The organism is Serratia sp. NGAS9, from assembly GCF_009905295.1.
In the GTDB taxonomy this organism is placed as follows: domain Bacteria; phylum Pseudomonadota; class Gammaproteobacteria; order Enterobacterales; family Enterobacteriaceae; genus Serratia; species Serratia bockelmannii.
In genome coordinates this window covers 307152-328390 of the sequence record NZ_CP047605.1, presented here as the reverse complement: position 1 = coordinate 328390, position 21239 = coordinate 307152, and the positions used below count along the sequence as shown (strand labels likewise).

8 protein-coding genes, 2 tRNA genes and 3 rRNA genes are annotated in these 21239 nt (G+C 57.7%); 5 read left to right on the top strand and 8 right to left on the bottom strand.

Annotated elements, in window-relative coordinates; all coding sequences use genetic code 11:
- Nucleotides 1-78 precede the first annotated feature (78 nt).
- Nucleotides 79-2172, bottom strand: coding sequence for a TonB-dependent receptor (locus GUC32_RS01470; RefSeq protein ID WP_025304960.1), 2094 nt, complete (start codon nt 2170-2172; stop codon nt 79-81).
- Between the two features lie 534 nt (nt 2173-2706).
- Between GUC32_RS01470 and GUC32_RS01465 the strand changes: the two genes are divergently transcribed.
- A complete protein-coding gene (locus GUC32_RS01465) occupies nt 2707-4317 on the top strand; it encodes a condensation domain-containing protein (protein WP_049207227.1) in 1611 nt (536 codons plus the stop codon).
- A gap of 33 nt (nt 4318-4350) precedes the next feature.
- A complete protein-coding gene (locus GUC32_RS01460) occupies nt 4351-7431 on the top strand; it encodes an amino acid adenylation domain-containing protein (RefSeq protein ID WP_369435506.1) in 3081 nt (1026 codons plus the stop codon).
- A gap of 42 nt (nt 7432-7473) precedes the next feature.
- On the opposite strand, the gene GUC32_RS01455 is transcribed toward GUC32_RS01460, so the two are convergent.
- Nucleotides 7474-8817 carry a condensation domain-containing protein gene (locus GUC32_RS01455; protein WP_164066309.1) on the bottom strand — a complete coding sequence of 448 codons (1344 nt, stop codon included), beginning with the start codon at nt 8815-8817 and terminating at the stop codon, nt 7474-7476.
- A gap of 274 nt (nt 8818-9091) precedes the next feature.
- Nucleotides 9092-10408, bottom strand: a complete 1317-nt coding sequence (gltP, locus tag GUC32_RS01450) for a glutamate/aspartate:proton symporter GltP (protein WP_043142347.1) — start codon at nt 10406-10408, stop codon at nt 9092-9094.
- 901 nt (nt 10409-11309) lie between these two features.
- On the opposite strand from gltP, the gene acs reads away from it, so the two are divergent.
- The 3 genes from acs to actP all read left to right on the top strand — a co-directional run bounded on the left by acs (nt 11310) and on the right by actP (nt 15321).
- Entirely contained in the window at nt 11310-13268 is a 1959-nt protein-coding gene (gene acs / locus GUC32_RS01445; protein ID WP_025304955.1) for an acetate--CoA ligase, read from the top strand.
- Between the two features lie 92 nt (nt 13269-13360).
- Nucleotides 13361-13672, top strand: a complete 312-nt coding sequence (locus GUC32_RS01440) for a DUF485 domain-containing protein (protein ID WP_004930047.1) — start codon at nt 13361-13363, stop codon at nt 13670-13672.
- A complete protein-coding gene (actP, locus tag GUC32_RS01435; RefSeq protein WP_025304954.1) occupies nt 13669-15321 on the top strand; it encodes a cation/acetate symporter ActP in 1653 nt (550 codons plus the stop codon). Before GUC32_RS01440 ends, actP begins: the two co-directional genes overlap by 4 nt.
- A 178-nt stretch (nt 15322-15499) precedes the next feature.
- Here the strand turns inward: actP and rrf are convergent.
- The 5 genes from rrf to GUC32_RS01410 form a co-directional block, all read right to left on the bottom strand.
- A 5S ribosomal RNA gene (gene rrf, locus GUC32_RS01430) occupies nt 15500-15615 on the bottom strand.
- A 100-nt stretch (nt 15616-15715) separates the two neighbouring features.
- Nucleotides 15716-18623: ribosomal RNA gene (locus GUC32_RS01425) — 23S ribosomal RNA — on the bottom strand.
- A 207-nt stretch (nt 18624-18830) separates the two neighbouring features.
- Nucleotides 18831-18906, bottom strand: a tRNA-Ala gene (locus GUC32_RS01420).
- A gap of 38 nt (nt 18907-18944) precedes the next feature.
- Nucleotides 18945-19021: transfer RNA gene (locus GUC32_RS01415), tRNA-Ile, on the bottom strand.
- A 74-nt stretch (nt 19022-19095) separates the two neighbouring features.
- Nucleotides 19096-20637: ribosomal RNA gene (locus GUC32_RS01410) — 16S ribosomal RNA — on the bottom strand.
- Together the 16S, 23S and 5S rRNA genes with 2 tRNA genes alongside form the textbook arrangement of a ribosomal RNA operon.
- Between the last annotated feature and the right edge of the window lie 602 nt (nt 20638-21239).

Sequence of the window (21239 nt, the reverse complement as noted above, 5' to 3'; positions counted from 1 at the left end):
GCGTTATCTCCTTTGCCCGGCCGTGCCGGGATAGCGCATAAAACGGGGGACATTCGTCCCCCCATCATCGCGATAGCGTTAGAAATTCAGCTCAACCGCCGCGCCGACCAGGCGGCCTCGCTGGAGAGTCGCCGTGTAAATGTCATTGCTTCTGACCATCTCACGACGGTCGGAATCAAACAGGTTTTTCGCATACAGCGTGGCGCGACCGTAGTCGAAGGTGTAAGCCAGCTGGGCGTTAGCCGTCCAATAGGAGCCGATGCGCCCGCGCGAGTCGTTGTCGTATTGCGAATAGTAGGAGTCGGTAAACGCCACGTTGCTGCTCAGCTCCCATCCTTTCAGGAACTGATATTTGGCCCCCATGTTGGCGGTGTAAGCCGGTGCGCGCGCCAGCTCATGCCCTTCCACGCCGCTGCCCGAGAACTTCTTGATGTCGGTTTTCAGCAGGCCGAGGTTGCCGAACAGCTCGAAATCCCAGCGCGGCTGCCAGGTGGCGCCGATTTCCGCACCGTAGGTTTCCACCTTGTCGGCGTTGCGGATCACGCTGGAGTTCTCACCCAGCGAGTACGGCAGCTGCATGTCTTTGTAATCGTTGTAGAAGATGTTACCTGTCAGCACCACGTTGGCGTCTTTCAGGTGATGGCGGGTGTACAACTCGTAGTTCCAGACATACTCGGAACCGTAGGTGTAGCTGACCACCGGCGTGCCGATCGTGATGCCGCCGCCGCCGGCGTTATAGCCGCGGGCAATCTTGGCACCGTAGGTTTGGGTATCCGTCGGTTTCCAGGCCACGTCCAGCTTCGGCAGGAACACGGTGTAGGTTTCGTCGAAATCGATGCGCACCGCCTGGCTGCCGCCGTCGCGGCGACGGTGTTCGCGTTCCAGGCGGCTGGCGGCAGTCACGTCCACCTGCGGCGTCAGCGCATAGGTCAGCTCGGCGAACGCCGAATGGGTATCGGTTTTATCTTTGAAGGTCGATCCGCCGAAGATGTTGACGAACTCATCCTGCGTGCCGTGGAAGTAACGCAGCCCCGCTAGCCCGTGCAGGCGGCTGTCCGCACCGCCGAAGCGCACCACCGGCTCCACGTGAACTTCCTGGCCGTCGATCTCGGCGTATTGGATGTTGTAAGCGGTCGGACGGTTGATGTTGAAATCGGTATAGATAACGCGGTTTTCAAACGTCAGCGCATCAGAGGCCTCCCAGGCCAGATCCCAGATGGTGCTGTTCATGTTGCTTTTGAACACGGCGCGGCGCGGATCGTGGCGCGGGTTGGTCGGATGCGGCTGCGGGTTGAGGCTTTCGTTCTGTGGCGCGGTGCTGCCGAAGTGGTTAAAGGTCAGCTTGGTGGTCAGATCGCGCAGGCCGGCCGGATTGAACAACAGCTTGGCACGGGCGGTGGTGGCTTCCACTTCGCGTGGATCGCCCACCGGCGCATAGGCCGGCAGATCGGCTTCGCTGCGGCGGCGCTGGCGATCGACGCTGACGCGGAACGCCAGCTGATCTTCCACCAGCGGGCCGGACGCCATGGCGGCCAGCTGTGAAGAGTGCTGGTTGCCGGCCCCGCCCTTGAAGGCGCTTTCCCATTCGAAGGTCGGATCTTTACTGGCCATGACGATGGCGCCGGCGATGGCGTTGCGCCCCTGAATGTAGCTTTGCGGGCCGAGGAACACTTCGACGCGATCCAGATCCCACAGCGACTGTGGGCCGAAAGCCTGTTCGTTATAGGTCAGCGAACGGCCATCCAACGACAGATTGAGGCGCGGACGGGTGCCGCTGAGGAAGGCATTGGCGCCAACGTTCGGGCCGGAACCGTCGATGCCGCGCACGGTCGGCAGTTCGTTGCCGATGCCTAGATCCACCACGTTGGGGGTCATGCGCAGCAGATCGGGGATCTGCACTGCGTCAGGCATCGAGGCGATGCGGTTGCTGTCGAACACCTGCACGCTGGAGCCGGTGTCGAAAATGGAACGTTTGATCTTCTCACCGGTGACCAGCAGCGTTTCCGCGTCCTGGTAGGTTTCGTTGCTCTTGGTTTCCGCCGCGTTGACGTTACCGATCGCCAGTGAACAAACCCCTAAAAATACGGAGGAAAACGCCCCAATGGCTTTCAACCCCGCCTTTTCCCCGTTTCCTACGCTTTCATGCCGTTGAGCCGCAAAATGCTTGCCCATAGATGTCTTCTCCTTTCATCCCAGAGGTGCACAAAATTTGATTTTTTTTACACAACCTACATCGACACTCACACAGACCATGACGCTGCGGCCTTCCCGGCCTTGCTGTTGCTTATCCCTGCGGCAAACCCATGCCTTTCGCGGCCGGACGGGCGCGGCCCCGTCCACGGCTAAGCCGCCGGCGGAGCGGCCGGCAGCTTGTATAAAAACGTAAAATAATGTTAAGAATGATAATATTTTGCATTTTCTAATGCAAATCATTATCAACAAAGGTGTGAGGCCTGACAAGATAACTGCCAGAAACCCTTATACTTTCGCAGGAAAAACGAGCGCTGCAATAACAAGCAATCATTTCAATGCTAAGAATAATATAGATAAATTATTCACACCCAATGCCCTCACTGCCCGGCGTCGCTAAAACGCCTTATAGATAGCACCCGATCGCCAAATGGATCAAATAATAATAATTTTCATTCCTATTAACATTTGGATATATTCTTGCAGTCTCGTTGGCTGAATCAAAATGGATACCCGATGAAAGCTTTGACCACGATGCAGGCCGCCTATTGGGTAGGCCGACAGTCCGCTCCTCCCCTCGGCGGCATGGCCGCCCACCTGTATGCGGAATTCGACGGCGGCGAGCTGGATACCGCTCGGCTGCGCCAGGCCGTCGAGGCGCTGTACCTGCACCATCCGCTGTTACGCCTGCGCATTACCGACGATGGCCGGCAGACGATCGCGCCTCCCGGCCCTCGGCACGCCTTGCATCTCGACGATTGGCAGCACGCCGATGAAGCAACGCTGGCAGCCGCGCTCGCCGCCAAACGCCAGGCAAAAAGCACCCAGCTGCTGCCGCTGGAACAGGGCGTGCCCTGCGATATCAGCCTGAGCCTGTTGCCGGAAGGGCGCAGCCGCCTGCATGTCGATCTCGACATGATCGCCGGCGATGCCATGAGCTTTCGCCTGTTGATGGAGGATCTGACGGCGTTTTATCACCGGTGTCCGCCGCCCCCCTCCGATGACGCACCAGCGGCCTACTTTGATCACCTCGAACGACGCGACGCCGACGAGGCGCTACGCCAGCGGCGCGAACGCGGCCAGCGTTGGTGGCGTGAACGCCTGGCGCAGGTGCCCCCGGCGCCGCGCCTGCTGCGCACGCCGGACCGCTGCCGCAGCGATCGCCTGGCCGTACAGCTGAATGCAGAAGAAAGCCGCGCGCTGGAGAATGTCGCCAAGCGGCACCACACCTCCCTCTCTACGCTGTTTTTAGCGCTGTTCGCACTGGCCGTCGGCCAGGGTTGGAATATGACGCGCTTCCGGCTCAACGTGCCGCTGTTCCACCGCGAAAGCGAACGGGAGGACGCGCATCGTCTTATCGGCGATTTCTCTAACCTGGTGCTGCTCGGCGTGGAGCTGAACCCGACGGAAAACCTGAGCGCTTTCTGCCGGCGCCTGATGGCACAGCTGGCAGAGCTTATCGAACATGCGGATTACCCCGGCGTGAGCGTGATGCGCGATCTGTCGCGCCTGCACGGCAGCCTGCAGCCTTCTCCGGTGGTGTTTACCGCCGGTTTCGGCATCCGCGGCAAGACGCTGTTTTCCGAACGGGTCACCGACACCTTCGGCCGTCTCGGCTGGGTCATCTCTCAAGGACCGCAGGTTGCGCTGGATGCGCAGGTCGCCCACGTCGACGACGGCATTCTGATTAACTGGGACGTGCGGCTGGACGCATTCCCCGAGCACGCGCTGCCGCGCCTGCTGGCCTGTTATCGTGCGCTGCTGCACCTGGCCGCACGGCAAACGGAGGCGTTCGATCGCCCGCTGTCACAGCTGTTGGCGCAATGCACACCCGACGCGCTGGCGCAGCAGGCACCGGTGCGCCAGGTGCTGCACCGGCTGCTGGCGCGGGTGGCTCCCGAGGCCAGCTTGCACGACCACGACGATATCCACCGCTTGGCCCTGCCGGATGCTGGGGTGAACGCGCTGCTGACGGTGCTCAACAAATATCTGGCGGCGGCGCTGACGGCGCAGGATCTGGCGGCGCATCCCTCTCCGGCGGCGCTGGCGGCATTGATCTGCCAACGCTCGCCCGAGGCAGGACGGAATGCGAAAACGCTGCTCGCCGCGCTGGCGCCGCAGCACTGAGATTTAATCGGTTAGCGACTATAGGGAAGTACCATGGAGACACCATTAACCGCACTGCAGCAGGCCTATCTTCTGGGCCGCAGCGATCGATGGCCGCTGGGCGGCGTGGCGATGCACGACTTTCGCGAATACCGTGCCCGGCAGCTGGACGTACCGCGCCTTGAAGCGCGCCTGACCGAGCTGGTTCAACACTACCCGGCACTGCGCACCTGCATCGATGTGCCGCGCGGCACGCAGCACGTACGCCCGGAGGTGACGCTGCATCTGGATAGACACGATCTGCGTGCCCTTGATGGTGAAGCGGCGCAGCGCCAGGTCGAACAACTGCGCGCGCGTTACTCCCACCAGCGCCACGATCCGAGCCAACCGCTGTGGCGCATCGCCGTGATCCAACTTGCCGAACAGCAGGATCCGACGGGATCGCCGTACGATACGCTGATCTTTACCAGCTTCGATGCCTTGATCTTAGACGGCCAGGGGATCTCCACCGTGATCGCGCGCCTGTTCGACGATCGCCCTCTGGCGCCGACCGCCGCCGCCTTGACGCCCCCCGCCGCATCGGCGGCGCAACGCCAGGCCGATGCCGCCTACTGGCGCGAAAAGCTGCAGGATGTCACCACCCCGTCGGCGTTGCCGTGGCGCGCCCCGCTCGCCAATCTCACCTCATCACGCTATCGCCGCGCCAGCCTGACGTTGCCGCACGACACGGTTAAACAGCTTGGCCGTCTGGGATCGCCGCATGCGCTGCTGCGCAACATGATCCTCGATACGCTGGCCCACTGGACCACCGACGGCGAGCTGTGCGTCGGGGTGCCGGTGGCGTTCCCCGCCGCCGACGGCGCCCTGGGCAACGCCTCCAGCTTCGTGGCGGTGCGCTATTCCCGCCACGGCGAAGATTTTATCCAGCGCGCGCAAGCCTTGCAGGACGACGTGCTCGGCGCGCTCGATCACCTGGCATTTTCCGGCGTCGATCTGGCGCGGCAATTGCTCGGCCAAAGCCAAGGCGGCCCGGCGCTGCCGGTGATCCTGACCAACTGCCTGGGCTGGGAGACGCTGCCGGCCGAGGCGCCGGTGCGCTTCCACGACGGCCTGACCCAAACGCCGCAGGTCGCCATCGATATCCGCCTGACGCTGGACAGCGAAAAAAACCTGCAGCTGTGCGTAGACTACGCCGAGCAGGCGCTGCAGGGCGAACAGGTAGAAGCGATGCTGGCCGCGTTGCAGCGACGCATCCTGCACAGTTGCCAACGGGCCGACCTGGCGATCGCGCCGCGCGACTTCATCGATCTGGCGCATTACCGCCACAACGACAGCGAAGCGAATTACGCGCCTTATCCTTATCTGGCGCAGCTGGCCGAGCGGCTGTTCGGCGCGCAAGACGGCGGCAATGCGCTGATCTGCGGCGAGCAGACGCTAACCTACCGCGAGCTGGGCCAGCGGATCGCCACGGCGATCGCCAACCTGCAGAGCCGCGGCGTGCAGCCGGGCAACGTGGTGGCACTGTATCTGCCGCGCAGCCCGGAACAGATCATCTTCAGCCTCGCCTGCGCCCTGCAGGGCGTGGTCTGGGTGCCTATCGATATCAACTCGCCGCCGGAACGCACCGCCTACCTGCTGGAGAATTGCCGGCCGACGCTGGTAGTGCACGGCGGCGATCTCGAAACGCCGATCGGCGTGACGCCGGCGACCCTGCTGGCGCAGGCGGATCGCGCACCCGCGCTGCCGGATGAACGGACGCTGGTTGAACGCAGCGCCAGCCAGGCCGCGAGCTACTACCTGTATACCTCCGGCACCACCGGTAAGCCTAAATGCGTGGTGCTTAACAACCGCGCCACCGCCAACGTCGTGCACCAAACCCAACAGCGCTGGAGAGTCACCGCCGACGATGTCTTCATTTCCGTTACGCCGCCGCACCATGACATGTCGATGTTCGATCTGTTCGGTTCGCTGTGCGCCGGCGCCACGCTGGTGCTGCCGGCGCCACATCAGGAAAAGGATGCCATCAGCTGGAACCAACTGGTGGAAAAACATCGGGTCACCCTGTGGTGTTCGGTACCCGCCATTCTGGAGATGCTGCTCACCTGCAAAACGGCCGACAGCCTGCGCTCGCTGCGCCTGGTGGCGCAAGGCGGCGACTATATCAAGCCGGCGACGGTACAAACCCTGCGTACCCTGCACCAGGATCTCGCGCTGTTCTCACTCGGCGGGCCGACCGAAACCACCATCTGGAGCATCTGGCACCCGATCGCCCCACAGGAGAGCGGCACCGTGCCTTACGGCCGCCCGCTGCCGGCTAACCGCTACTTCATCTGCCATGACGACGGCAGCCACTGCCCGGCCGGCGTGGTCGGCCGCATTCACACCGCCGGGGTGAACCTGGCGTTAGGCTATCTGGAGCAGGGGGAGCTGAAGCAGCACGATTTCGTTACCCTCGAAGGACCGGACGGGCAACCGCTGCGCGCTTTCCGCACCGGCGATCAGGGCTATTACCGTGCGGACGGCAACATCATGTTCGCCACCCGGGTGAACGGCTATGTGAAGATCCGCGGCGTGCGCGTCTCGCTGCCGGAAATCGAAGACGTGCTGCGCCGCCATCCGGCGATCCTGGATATGGTAGTAGTGGATTATCCCAGCGGAGAGAACAACGAGGCAGCGCTCGGCGCCCTGTATCTGACCCGCGACGGCAAGCCGCTGCCGCTGTCCGAGATCCGCGCCTTCGCCACCGGCTATCTGCCCTGTACCCATATCCCCACGCGCTTTATCCATGCCGAAGCGCTGCCGCTGTCCGCCAACGGTAAAACCGATCGCCATCGCATCCGCGCCGACCTGAGCCACCAGCAAACCGCGCCGGCGTTGAACGCCTGCGCGGCCCCGCCGCCGAACGCACCGGTGGCGCGCAGCGCCGAGATCCTGACCATTTACTGGCAGGCGATTGGCGTAACGCCGCGCCCGGAATGGGGGGAAGAGACGGCGTTTATCGCCATGGGACTGAAGCTGCCGCATATCAAACAGGTGGCGGCACGCCTCAATGACGCTTTCGGCACCCGTCTGGTAAGCAGTGCGCTCTTGCCATGCAAGAACGCACGCGAAGTGGCGGCTTTGCTGGTCAGCTGAAACCATACCACTCGGGCGGGGACATCCCCCGCCCGCATTTTCTCAGGCGGGTAACGCCGTCAGGGCCGCCAGCGGTTGCTCCCAGGCTTCCTGCTGCAGCGCACGCAACAGAAATTCTTGCAGCGCCTCGCCATAGTCCAACGCATCCTCCGTCGGGAACTGTTCCAGATAAATATCGATATCCACCTGCAGATCGCGGGCGTCGGTGCGGCCGCGATACGTCAGGTTAAAACCGTCGCCCGAGCCGCCGGCCAATACGCTGCGGGTACCGCGACAGCCAGTAAAACGAGGCGCATCGAAGGGTTGCACGTTGATGAAGGGGGAAATAAAGAAGCGCGAGCCCGGATCCACACCGCGATCGGCGGCCAATTGGCGCAGACGGTAGCCGGCGTGGCTGCGCAGCTCCCGCAGCTGTTGCGTCAGCGTGGTGAGAAAGCTCCCCAGCGTCTCCGCTTGCGGCGGTGACACCAGCAGCGGCAGAGTGTTGACCGCCAGCGAAGGCACGTTAGTGGCTGCCTGCCCACGGCGATTCATCGCCGGCATCCACATCGGCAGCGTATCGCCTTGCCGGGCACAGCGCGGCATCACCTGAAACAGCCAGGCCGCCGACAGCGCCACCAGCAAGTCGGGCCAATTGATGCCGCTACGCTCCGCCAACTGCGCAAGAGAGTGCGACACCGCCGCTGGCAGCCGGTGGTGGGTGCTCAGACGCCGTACGCCATAGGCCTCACCGCCCTTGCGCACCGTCGGCAGCACCTGCGACGGCGGCAGATAGGTCTGCCAAAAGCGCCGATCGCGCTCGCATCGCTCAGAATCAGCGTAGGCCAGCTCGGCCTGTTGAAAGACGTCGAAGGCGCCCAGAGGCATACCTGCGCTGCCCTCACCCAGATAGTGCGCATATAACGCGGCGCAGCGGTGTTCGATCAGGGCCATGCCGAAGCCATCAACCAGAATATGGTGCGCACGCACGTACCAGAGGTAGCGCTCCGGCCCCAGCTTGAGCAGCCAGGCTGCGGCTAACGGTTCGCTGTGCAGCGCCCGGCGCTGCGCGATATCTTCGCGCATCAGGTTTTGCGCCGCCTGCCAGGGATCGTCGTGCGTTTGCAGATCGATGCGTTGCAATGGCGGTGTGCGCTGTGGATCGTAACGTAACAGCGGGGGAGAGTCGCCATGCCGCTCACCAAAGCGCAAGGCAAACGCCTGCGTCTCGGCGAGAGTGGTGGCGATCGCCCGGCAGAGCGTCGCTTCCTCTACCGCGCCGCACAGTTCGGTGCAATGTGCGACGGTGGACAGAGTCTGCCCAGGGTGCAAGGTGTGTTCTTCCCAGAAATCAAGCTGCGCTGGCGCCAGCGGCAACCATTCAGAGGCCAAAGCGGTGTCCGACATGTTACCTACCTTTGATAAGCCCGAATAAAGACGCCGAACGGGCGTAACCCCACTGTTCAACGGCTTTTGCGTGTCTCCATACATCATCAAATGAAAATGATAATAACATCTATTATCATTTCTATTAATTTGGTAACACTTTAGATTTTGTTAAGCGGGGATGCAAGTCGCGCTGTAGAGCAGAGAAAAGAAAGTGGCGGGTTGGAGGGCCATAAAAACAAAACGCCCCGGCACAACTGCCTGGGGCGTTTTTAACGTCGGCGATACTCGGTGATTAGGCCTGGTTGGCCGGCTTCACCTTCTGTGCCAGGAACTCCGTTTCGTAGGCCAGCGCCTTCTTGCGATCGAACTGGTGCTCCCACTTGGCGATCACCAGTACCGCCAGCGCGTTGCCCACCACGTTCAGCGCGGTACGCGCCATATCCAGGATACGGTCCACGCCGGCGATGAACGCCAGGCCTTCCAGCGGGATGCCGACGCTGCCCAACGTCGCCAGCAGCACCACGAACGAGACCCCCGGCACGCCGGCGATCCCTTTCGAGGTTACCATCAGCGTCAGCACCAGCACGATCTCCTGCCCCAACGACAGTTCGATGCCGTACAGCTGGGCGATAAAGATAGCGGCGATGCTCTGGTACAGCGTCGAGCCATCCAGGTTAAAGGAGTAGCCAGTCGGCACCACGAAGCTAGTGATCGACTTGGGCGCGCCGTAAGCCTCCATCTTTTCGATGATGCGCGGCAGCACCGTTTCCGAGCTGGCGGTGGAATAAGCCAGGATCAGTTCGTCTTTCAGGATGCGGATCAGCGTCCAGATGCGCAGATTGCACAGCCGGGCGACCGCCCCCAGCACCACCAGGGCGAAGAACGCGATGGCGAAGTATACCAGCAGCACCAGCTTGGCCAGCGGCAGCAGCGAAGCGAAACCGAAGTTGGCTACCGTGACCGAAATCAGACCGAATACCCCGATCGGCGCATAGCGCATGATCATGTGGGTGACTTTGAACATGCTCTCGGACACCGCCTTGAACACCTTCAGCAACGGCTCTTTGGTCTCTTTCGGCAACGACGACAGCCCCAGACCGAACAGCACCGAGAAGAAGATAATCGGCAGCATGTCGCCCTTGGCCATCGACGAGAAGACGTTCGATGGGATCAGCGACAGAATGGTCGCCACCAGACTGTGCGAACCGCTTTGCACCTGTTCGGTGGTTTTCTCATACTGCGAAATGTCCACCGTGGTCAACGTCGACATGTCGATGCCGTGGCCGGGTTGGAATACGTTGGCCAGCGTCAACCCCACCACGATGGCGATCGTGGTGATCACTTCGAAGTAAATAATGGTTTTCAATCCGATGCGGCCCAGCTTTTTCGCATCCCCCACGCCGGCAATACCGACGATCAGCGTGGAAATAACGATCGGCACCACAATCATCTTGATCAGACGAATAAAGATATCACCCGCCGGGCTGAGAATATTGCTGACCAGCCACTCACGAGATTCTGTCTGGTTGTGCAATACCGCGCCAACAATAATACCCAGTACCAACGCGATCAGGATTTGCCAAGCCAGGCTAATTTTTACACTTTTCATACCCAAAAAGTCCTCAAAGACTCTTTGCGCCGTACAAAGTCGCAACACGGCGAAAAGAATACTTAATCATTTATTACAGGCTTATGTTAATTCAGTGGAAGCGTTCACCTGCCCTGGGTGCGACGCAGTATAAATCTGTATCATCCGGGCGGCATGCTCTGCAAGCCTTGATTTGTCAGGGTTGAGCGCTGAATCGAATCACAAAAATTTCGCGTAACTATTTCAAATGGCATAATTGCTTGTTATTAAAAACATAATTTTTCAGATAATGAAGCACATAACCGCGCCGGTGACGTTTTTTTGAACGCGATTAAAATGCGTTATTTTTCGTCCATTCTGCATATTTAGTCCGCACCGAATGTTTATATTTTGTTACTCAAAAGTCAAATAAATGGGAATTGGCCGAGTGACATTTTCACCCATAAATGCAGCGCCATTTTATATTTAGATTAAAAATCGAACGATACCGCAGGATGAATGCCATAGGGTATTTCCCGAGTTTTCATCAGGTATGAAGCATTAATAGAACGTTATTTCACGATGTGCCGTCCATCGTTATATCGCGTTAATACCAACTTCGAATATTAATAGCGAAAAATAATCAAAAAAGATTTATAGCGCGAAATAATGCTGGTCTCTCCCATCCTTATTAATCGCGAGGCAAATACCCTCGCCTTTTTTTATTCTTTTTTGTTCTTTAGATAAGTGTTTTTGGTTAAAAACGTGGGTTTATGAGGATTTAAGCGCCAAATAGATAGATATGCCCTGCAAATGCGACAGAACGATTACAAATCAATATCTTTGTTGCGTGATCTGCCGCGCAAAAAAGAAACAAAGAATCGTAGCAAACTATACTTAACCTTCAGTTGACATATCATTAACAACTTCAAGGAGAAAAGCTATGAGCCAACTGCATAAACACGCTATTCCTTCTGCAATTGCAGAACGCGCCCTGATTAATCCGGCACAATACCAACAGTATTATCAACAGTCGGTTCAAGACCCAGAGGCTTTCTGGGGTGAGCATGGCAAAATCCTGGACTGGATCAAACCCTATACCAAAGTCAAAAACACCTCGTTCGATCCGGGCCACGTCAGCATCCGTTGGTTTGAAGACGGCACGTTGAACCTGGCGGCCAACTGTCTGGATCGTCATTTGGCCGAGCGCGGCGACCAGACCGCCATTATCTGGGAAGGCGACGACCCGACCCAATCCAAAAAGGTGACTTACAAACAGCTGCACCATGACGTCTGCCAGTTCGCCAACGTGCTGAAAAAGCTCGGCGTGAAAAAAGGTGACGTGGTGGCTATCTATATGCCGATGGTGCCGGAAGCGGCGGTCGCGATGCTGGCCTGCGCGCGTATCGGCGCCGTACATTCGGTGATCTTCGGCGGCTTCTCACCGGAAGCGGTCGCCGGACGCATTATCGACTCCAACGCCAGGCTGGTGATCACCGCCGATGAAGGCCTGCGCGCCGGCCGTGCCGTGCCGCTGAAAAAGAACGTCGACGATGCGCTGAAAAATCCCGGCGTAGTCAGCGTGGCCAACGTCGTGGTGTTCCAACGCACCGGGAAACCGGGCTACTGGCAGGAAGGGCGCGATCTGTGGTGGCATGAGCTGACCCAGGGCGTCTCCGCCGACTGCCCGCCGGCAGAAGTGAACGCCGAAGATCCGCTGTTTATCCTGTATACCTCCGGTTCGACCGGCAAGCCGAAAGGCGTGCTGCACACCACCGGCGGCTACCTGGTCTACGCCGCGATGACCTTTAAGTATGTGTTCGACTACCACGACGGCGACATCTATTGGTGCACCGCCGACGTGGGCTGGGTCACCGGCCACAGCTATCTGCTGTACGGCCCGCTGGCCTGCGGCGCCACCACGCTGATGTTCGAAGGCGTGCCTAACTATCCGGGCGTTAATCGCCTGTCGCAAGTGATCGACAAGCACCAGGTCAACATTCTGTATACCGCACCGACCGCCATTCGCGCCCTGATGGCCGAAGGCGACAAGGCGATCGAGGGCACACGACGCGATTCGCTGCGTATCATGGGCTCGGTCGGCGAGCCGATCAACCCGGAAGCCTGGGAGTGGTACTACAACAAGATAGGCAATGCAAAGTGCCCGATCGTCGACACCTGGTGGCAAACCGAAACCGGCGGCTTCATGATTACCCCGCTGCCTGGCGCCACCGAGCTGAAAGCCGGGTCTGCTACGCGGCCTTTCTTCGGCGTACAGCCGGCATTGGTCGATAACGTCGGCACACCGCAGGAAGGCGCCTGCGAAGGCAACCTGGTGATCGTCGATTCCTGGCCGGGCCAGGCGCGTACCCTGTTCGGCGATCATGACCGCTTCGAGCAAACCTACTTCTCGACTTTCAAAGGCATGTACTTCAGCGGTGACGGCGCACGCCGCGACGAAGACGGTTACTACTGGATCACCGGCCGCGTCGATGACGTGCTGAACGTCTCCGGCCACCGTCTGGGCACCGCCGAGATTGAGTCCGCGCTGGTATCGCACCCGAAAATCGCCGAAGCGGCAGTGGTCGGCATTCCTCATAACATCAAAGGCCAGGCGATCTACGCCTACATCACGCTGAACCACGGCGAAGAACCGACGCCGGAGCTCTATACCGAAGTGCGCAACTGGGTGCGCAAAGAGATAGGGCCGATCGCCACGCCGGACGTACTGCACTGGACAGATTCGCTGCCCAAAACGCGCTCCGGCAAGATCATGCGGCGTATCCTGCGCAAAATTGCCGCCGGCGACACCAGCAACCTGGGGGATACCTCTACGCTGGCGGATCCGGCCGTCGTCGACAAGCTGTTGGAAGAAAAACAATCAATGAAAGTGCCGTCATAATTTATGCCGCTTCAGGCCGCTCAATCCGGATCACGCACCGTTGAGCGGCCCTGGCGCGGCGTACTCTCTCAATACCGACTGGAGACACTCTGATGAATGACACCATTTATCAAGGGATTGAAGAAAACCCGCGCTTTAAAGAGCTGGTGAGAAAACGCGGCCGGTTCGCCTGGCTGCTTTCACTGATTACGCTGGCGCTGTACGTCGGCTTTATTCTGTTGATCGCCTTCGATCCGCAATGGCTCGGCACGCCGATCGCCGCCGGATCGACCATCACCCGCGGGATCCCGGTCGGCGTCGGGCTGATCGTGATCTCTTTCGTCTTGACCGGGATCTACGTGTTTCGCGCCAACGGCGAATTCGATCGCCTCACCGCAGAGATTCTGCGCGAGGTGAAACAATGAAGCGCTTATTGTCCGCCGCCGCGCTGCTGTTGCTGCCCGGTCTGGCCTGCGCCGACGCCATTGGCGGCGAGGTGCATCGCCAGCCGCTGAACATCCAGGCGATCGTGATGTTTATCCTGTTTGTCGGCGCCACCCTGTACATCACCTACTGGGCTTCCAAACGCACCCGTTCCCGTCAGGACTACTACACCGCGGGCGGGCGCATCACCGGTCTGCAAAACGGGCTGGCGATCGCCGGTGACTTCATGTCCGCCGCCTCGTTCCTCGGTATCTCCGCCCTGGTCTACACCTCGGGCTATGACGGACTGATTTACTCCATCGGCTTCCTCATCGGCTGGCCGATCATTCTGTTCCTGATCGCGGAGCGCTTGCGCAACCTCGGCCGCTATACCTTTGCCGATGTCGCCTCTTACCGTCTGCAGCAGAAACCGATCCGCACCCTCTCGGCCTGCGGCTCGTTGGTGGTGGTGGCGCTGTATCTGATCGCGCAGATGGTCGGCGCCGGCAAGCTGATCCAGCTGCTGTTCGGGCTCAACTACCATGTGGCGGTGATCCTGGTCGGCATCCTGATGGTGCTGTACGTGCTGTTCGGCGGCATGCTGGCCACCACCTGGGTGCAGATCATCAAGGCGGTGCTGCTGCTGGCCGGCGCCAGTTTTATGGCGCTGATGGTGATGAAGTCGGTTAACTTCGACTTCAATACCCTGTTCGCCGAAGCGGTGAAGGTGCATCCGAAAGGCATCGCCATCATGAGCCCCGGTGGTCTGGTGTCCGATCCGATTTCCGCGTTGTCGCTCGGTCTCGCGCTGATGTTCGGCACCGCCGGTCTGCCGCACATCCTGATGCGTTTCTTCACCGTCAGTGACGCCAAGGAAGCGCGCAAGAGCGTGTTCTACGCCACCGGCTTTATCGGTTACTTCTATATTCTGACCTTTATCATCGGCTTCGGCGCCATCTTGCTGGTCAGCGCCAATCCGGCGTTCAAAGACGCCACCGGCGCGCTGCTGGGCGGTACCAACATGGCGGCGGTGCACCTGGCCAATGCCGTTGGCGGTAACTTCTTCCTCGGCTTTATCTCGGCGGTAGCCTTTGCCACCATTCTGGCGGTCGTCGCGGGCCTGACGCTGGCCGGCGCCTCAGCGGTTTCCCACGATCTGTACGCCAGCGTGATGAAAAACGGCAAGGCGACCGAGCGTGACGAGCTGAAGGTCTCCAAGATCACCGTCGTGGTATTGGGCCTGGTTGCTATTGCCCTGGGGATTTTGTTCGAGAAGCAGAATATCGCCTTTATGGTCGGGCTGGCGTTCTCTATCGCTGCCAGCTGTAACTTCCCTATCATCATCCTGTCGATGTACTGGTCGCGTTTGACGACCCGCGGCGCGATGATTGGCGGCTGGCTGGGTCTGTTAACGGCGGTGATTCTGATGATCCTCGGCCCGACGATCTGGGTGCAGATCCTCGGCCATGAAAAACCGATTTACCCGTATGAATACCCGGCGCTGTTCTCGATGATCGTGGCCTTTGTCGGCACCTGGCTGTTCTCGATCACCGACAGCTCGCTGGCCGGGCAGCAGGAGCGGGAACGCTTCCGGGCGCAGTTTGTCCGTTCGCAAACCGGGCTGGGTATCTCTCAGGGCAGCTCGCATTAATCGAATAATAAGTGAAAAAAAGCAAACACACCCTAATCAAAGGCCCTTCGGGGCCTTTTCTCTGGCTGTCTGTCGGAGATAAGCTGGGGAGAGCAGCGCAGCGTAGCTGCGCTTTTTTACGTTTTACGCATAGCAAAAAGCCCTGAACGTCAGTTCAGGGCTTTCGGCTTTATTTGATGCCTGGCAGTGTCCTACTCTCGCATGGGGAGACCCCACACTACCATCGGCGCTACGGCGTTTCACTTCTGAGTTCGGCATGGGGTCAGGTGGGACCACCGCGCTATTGCCGCCAGGCAAATTCTGTTTCATTCCAACCGCCTCACTCCCGTGAAGCCATCAGAACCAATCTCGGAACTTCGCTGAAAATCTCTCTAAAAAACACCTTCGGTGTTGTAAGGTTAAGCCTCACGGATCATTAGTACTGGTTAGCTCAATGCATCGCTGCACTTACACACCCAGCCTATCAACGTCTTAGTCTTAAACGTTCCTTCAGGGGCCTTAAAGGCCCAGGGAAGACTCATCTTGAGGCAAGTTTCGCGCTTAGATGCTTTCAGCGCTTATCTTTTCCGCACTTAGCTACCGGGCAATGCCATTGGCATGACAACCCGAACACCAGTGGTGCGTTCACTCCGGTCCTCTCGTACTAGGAGCAACCCCTCTCAATCTTCCAACGCCCACGGCAGATAGGGACCGAACTGTCTCACGACGTTCTAAACCCAGCTCGCGTACCACTTTAAATGGCGAACAGCCATACCCTTGGGACCTACTTCAGCCCCAGGATGTGATGAGCCGACATCGAGGTGCCAAACACCGCCGTCGATATGAACTCTTGGGCGGTATCAGCCTGTTATCCCCGGAGTACCTTTTATCCGTTGAGCGATGGCCCTTCCATTCAGAACCACCGGATCACTAAGACCTACTTTCGTACCTGCTCGAGCCGTCACTCTCGCAGTCAAGCTAGCTTATGCCTTTGCACTAACCTCACGATGTCCGACCGTGATTAGCTAACCTTCGTGCTCCTCCGTTACTCTTTGGGAGGAGACCGCCCCAGTCAAACTACCCACCAGACACTGTCCTCACCCCAGATTATGGGGCCGAGTTAGAACATCAAACATTAAAGGGTGGTATTTCAAGGATGGCTCCACGCAGACTGGCGTCCACGCTTCAAAGCCTCCCACCTATCCTACACATCAAGGCTCAATGTTCAGTGTCAAGCTATAGTAAAGGTTCACGGGGTCTTTCCGTCTTGCCGCGGGTACACTGCATCTTCACAGCGAGTTCAATTTCACTGAGTCTCGGGTGGAGACAGCCTGGCCATCATTACGCCATTCGTGCAGGTCGGAACTTACCCGACAAGGAATTTCGCTACCTTAGGACCGTTATAGTTACGGCCGCCGTTTACTGGGGCTTCGATCAAGAGCTTCGCCTTGCGGCTGACCCCATCAATTAACCTTCCAGCACCGGGCAGGCGTCACACCGTATACGTCCACTTTCGTGTTTGCACAGTGCTGTGTTTTTATTAAACAGTTGCAGCCAGCTGGTATCTTCGACTGGCTTCAGCTCCATCCGCAAGGGACTTCACCTACATGCCAGCGTGCCTTCTCCCGAAGTTACGGCACCATTTTGCCTAGTTCCTTCACCCGAGTTCTCTCAAGCGCCTTGGTATTCTCTACCTGACCACCTGTGTCGGTTTGGGGTACGATTTAATGTTACCTGGAGCTTAGAGGATTTTCCTGGAAGCAGGGCATCAACTACTTCTGCACCGTAGTGCATCGTCATCACGCCTCAGGGTTAGTATGCAACCGGATTTACCAGGTCACACCCCCTACACGCTTAAACCGGGACAACCGTCGCCCGGCTAGCCTAGCCTTCTCCGTCCCCCCTTCGCAGTAACACCAAGTACAGGAATATTAACCTGTTTCCCATCGACTACGCTTTTCAGCCTCGCCTTAGGGGTCGACTCACCCTGCCCCGATTAACGTTGGACAGGAACCCTTGGTCTTCCGGCGAGCGGGCTTTTCACCCGCTTTATCGTTACTTATGTCAGCATTCGCACTTCTGATACCTCCAGCAACCCTCACAGGCCACCTTCAACGGCTTACAGAACGCTCCCCTACCCAACAACGCCTAAGCGTCGCTGCCGCAGCTTCGGTGCATGGTTTAGCCCCGTTACATCTTCCGCGCAGGCCGACTCGACCAGTGAGCTATTACGCTTTCTTTAAATGATGGCTGCTTCTAAGCCAACATCCTGGCTGTCTATGCCTTCCCACATCGTTTCCCACTTAACCATGACTTTGGGACCTTAGCTGGCGGTCTGGGTTGTTTCCCTCTTCACGACGGACGTTAGCACCCGCCGTGTGTCTCCCGTGATAACATTCTTCGGTATTCGGAGTTTGCATCGGTTTGGTAAGCCGGGATGGCCCCCTAGCCGAAACAGTGCTCTACCCCCGAAGATGAGTTCACGAGGCGCTACCTAAATAGCTTTCGGGGAGAACCAGCTATCTCCCGGTTTGATTGGCCTTTCACCCCCAGCCACAAGTCATCCGCTAATTTTTCAACATTAGTCGGTTCGGTCCTCCAGTTAGTGTTACCCAACCTTCAACCTGCCCATGGCTAGATCACCGGGTTTCGGGTCTATACCTTGCAACTATTCGCCCAGTTAAGACTCGGTTTCCCTACGGCTCCCCTATACGGTTAACCTTGCTACAAAATATAAGTCGCTGACCCATTATACAAAAGGTACGCAGTCACACCACGAAGGTGCTCCCACTGCTTGTACGTACACGGTTTCAGGTTCTATTTCACTCCCCTCGCCGGGGTTCTTTTCGCCTTTCCCTCACGGTACTGGTTCACTATCGGTCAGTCAGGAGTATTTAGCCTTGGAGGATGGTCCCCCCATATTCAGACAGGATGTCACGTGTCCCGCCCTACTCATCGAACTCACGACCTGTGCATTTTAGTGTACGGGGCTATCACCCTTTGCTGCGCGACTTTCCAGACGCTTCCACTAACACACAAGCCGATTCAGGTTCTGGGCTCCTCCCCGTTCGCTCGCCGCTACTGGGGGAATCTCGGTTGATTTCTTTTCCTCGGGGTACTTAGATGTTTCAGTTCCCCCGGTTCGCCTCATGCCACTATGTATTCATGACATGATAGTGTGTCGAAACACACTGGGTTTCCCCATTCGGGTATCGCCGGTTATAACGGTTCATATCACCTTACCGACGCTTTTCGCAGATTAGCACGCCCTTCATCGCCTCTGACTGCCTAGGCATCCACCGTGTACGCTTAGTCACTTAACCTCACAACCCGAAGATGTTTCCATCGTTCGCGCTGCAAACATTTGAGAGACTCTATGACAGGTTACTCTTCATCCCAGTACATCTACGGAGGGATAAATTTCAGCCGTCATGTTTCAATTTTCAGCTTGTTCCAGATTGTTAAAGAGCAAAATACTTCGCAGCATACTGTCGCCAATATACTCTGAAGTATTGAAATACCGGACTATATGGTGGAGCTAAGCGGGATCGAACCGCTGACCTCCTGCGTGCAAGGCAGGCGCTCTCCCAGCTGAGCTATAGCCCCATACAGTCACGTGCAGTACCTTTTCCACTTCGAAGAAGTGGTAGGCCTGAGTGGACTTGAACCACCGACCTCACCCTTATCAGGGGTGCGCTCTAACCACCTGAGCTACAAGCCTATAAAGGTATTTCTGCTCGTTACTTTCTATCAGACAATCTGTGTGAGCACGCCACTCGAACTAATATCTTTAGGTAAGGAGGTGATCCAACCGCAGGTTCCCCTACGGTTACCTTGTTACGACTTCACCCCAGTCATGAATCACAAAGTGGTAAGCGCCCTCCCGAAGGTTAAGCTACCTACTTCTTTTGCAACCCACTCCCATGGTGTGACGGGCGGTGTGTACAAGGCCCGGGAACGTATTCACCGTAGCATTCTGATCTACGATTACTAGCGATTCCGACTTCATGGAGTCGAGTTGCAGACTCCAATCCGGACTACGACATACTTTATGAGGTCCGCTTGCTCTCGCGAGGTCGCTTCTCTTTGTATATGCCATTGTAGCACGTGTGTAGCCCTACTCGTAAGGGCCATGATGACTTGACGTCATCCCCACCTTCCTCCAGTTTATCACTGGCAGTCTCCTTTGAGTTCCCGGCCGAACCGCTGGCAACAAAGGATAAGGGTTGCGCTCGTTGCGGGACTTAACCCAACATTTCACAACACGAGCTGACGACAGCCATGCAGCACCTGTCTCAGAGTTCCCGAAGGCACCAAAGCATCTCTGCTAAGTTCTCTGGATGTCAAGAGTAGGTAAGGTTCTTCGCGTTGCATCGAATTAAACCACATGCTCCACCGCTTGTGCGGGCCCCCGTCAATTCATTTGAGTTTTAACCTTGCGGCCGTACTCCCCAGGCGGTCGATTTAACGCGTTAGCTCCGGAAGCCACGCCTCAAGGGCACAACCTCCAAATCGACATCGTTTACAGCGTGGACTACCAGGGTATCTAATCCTGTTTGCTCCCCACGCTTTCGCACCTGAGCGTCAGTCTTCGTCCAGGGGGCCGCCTTCGCCACCGGTATTCCTCCAGATCTCTACGCATTTCACCGCTACACCTGGAATTCTACCCCCCTCTACGAGACTCTAGCTTGCCAGTTTCAAATGCAGTTCCCAGGTTGAGCCCGGGGATTTCACATCTGACTTAACAAACCGCCTGCGTGCGCTTTACGCCCAGTAATTCCGATTAACGCTTGCACCCTCCGTATTACCGCGGCTGCTGGCACGGAGTTAGCCGGTGCTTCTTCTGCGAGTAACGTCAATTGATGAACGTATTAAGTTCACCACCTTCCTCCTCGCTGAAAGTGCTTTACAACCCGAAGGCCTTCTTCACACACGCGGCATGGCTGCATCAGGCTTGCGCCCATTGTGCAATATTCCCCACTGCTGCCTCCCGTAGGAGTCTGGACCGTGTCTCAGTTCCAGTGTGGCTGGTCATCCTCTCAGACCAGCTAGGGATCGTCGCCTAGGTGAGCCATTACCCCACCTACTAGCTAATCCCATCTGGGCACATCTGATGGCAAGAGGCCCGAAGGTCCCCCTCTTTGGTCTTGCGACGTTATGCGGTATTAGCTACCGTTTCCAGTAGTTATCCCCCTCCATCAGGCAGTTTCCCAGACATTACTCACCCGTCCGCCGCTCGTCACCCAGGGAGCAAGCTCCCCTGTGCTACCGCTCGACTTGCATGTGTTAAGCCTGCCGCCAGCGTTCAATCTGAGCCATGATCAAACTCTTCAATTAAAAGCTTGATTTGCTTCCACTCGAGAAGCGATGCTCAAAGATTTACTGCATGAATTTTACTTCAGTTAGTCACTCTTCAAGACTTGATATTTTTTTGCATCCGAAGATGCTGGATATCGTCTTGTGGAGTGCCCACACAGATTGTCTGATAAATTGTTAAAGAGCAGTGAGTTAGGTGCTTTCGCTTGCTAACTCGAGGTGGCGTATATTACGCTTTCCTCTTTCAGAGTCAACCCTAATTTTCAGGATTTTTTCTCTGCGACCCCCGGATACTCTGTGAAGTTGTTCACATGTTCCGTGTCGATGGAGGCGCATTATAGGGAGTTCCTCGCAGGCCGCAACAGGTATTTTCAGCAAAAACGATCGTTCGCTGCATTCCACAGCAAAACCCCGCCTTATACCAACTTGCGCACAGTGTTATCCACAGATGCGATTTGCACGGAAAATTTACGAGCGCCACGCAAACGTTTTCGCTACAATTCCCCGCGACGAAACGATCCCCCTTTTTATGGGGGCGCTACCTGAATATGTGCCTGACCCTCCCTTTATAAGGCAAAAAACCCTTCCTTATAGAGAGAACGAGGTGGACATTCACGTAACGC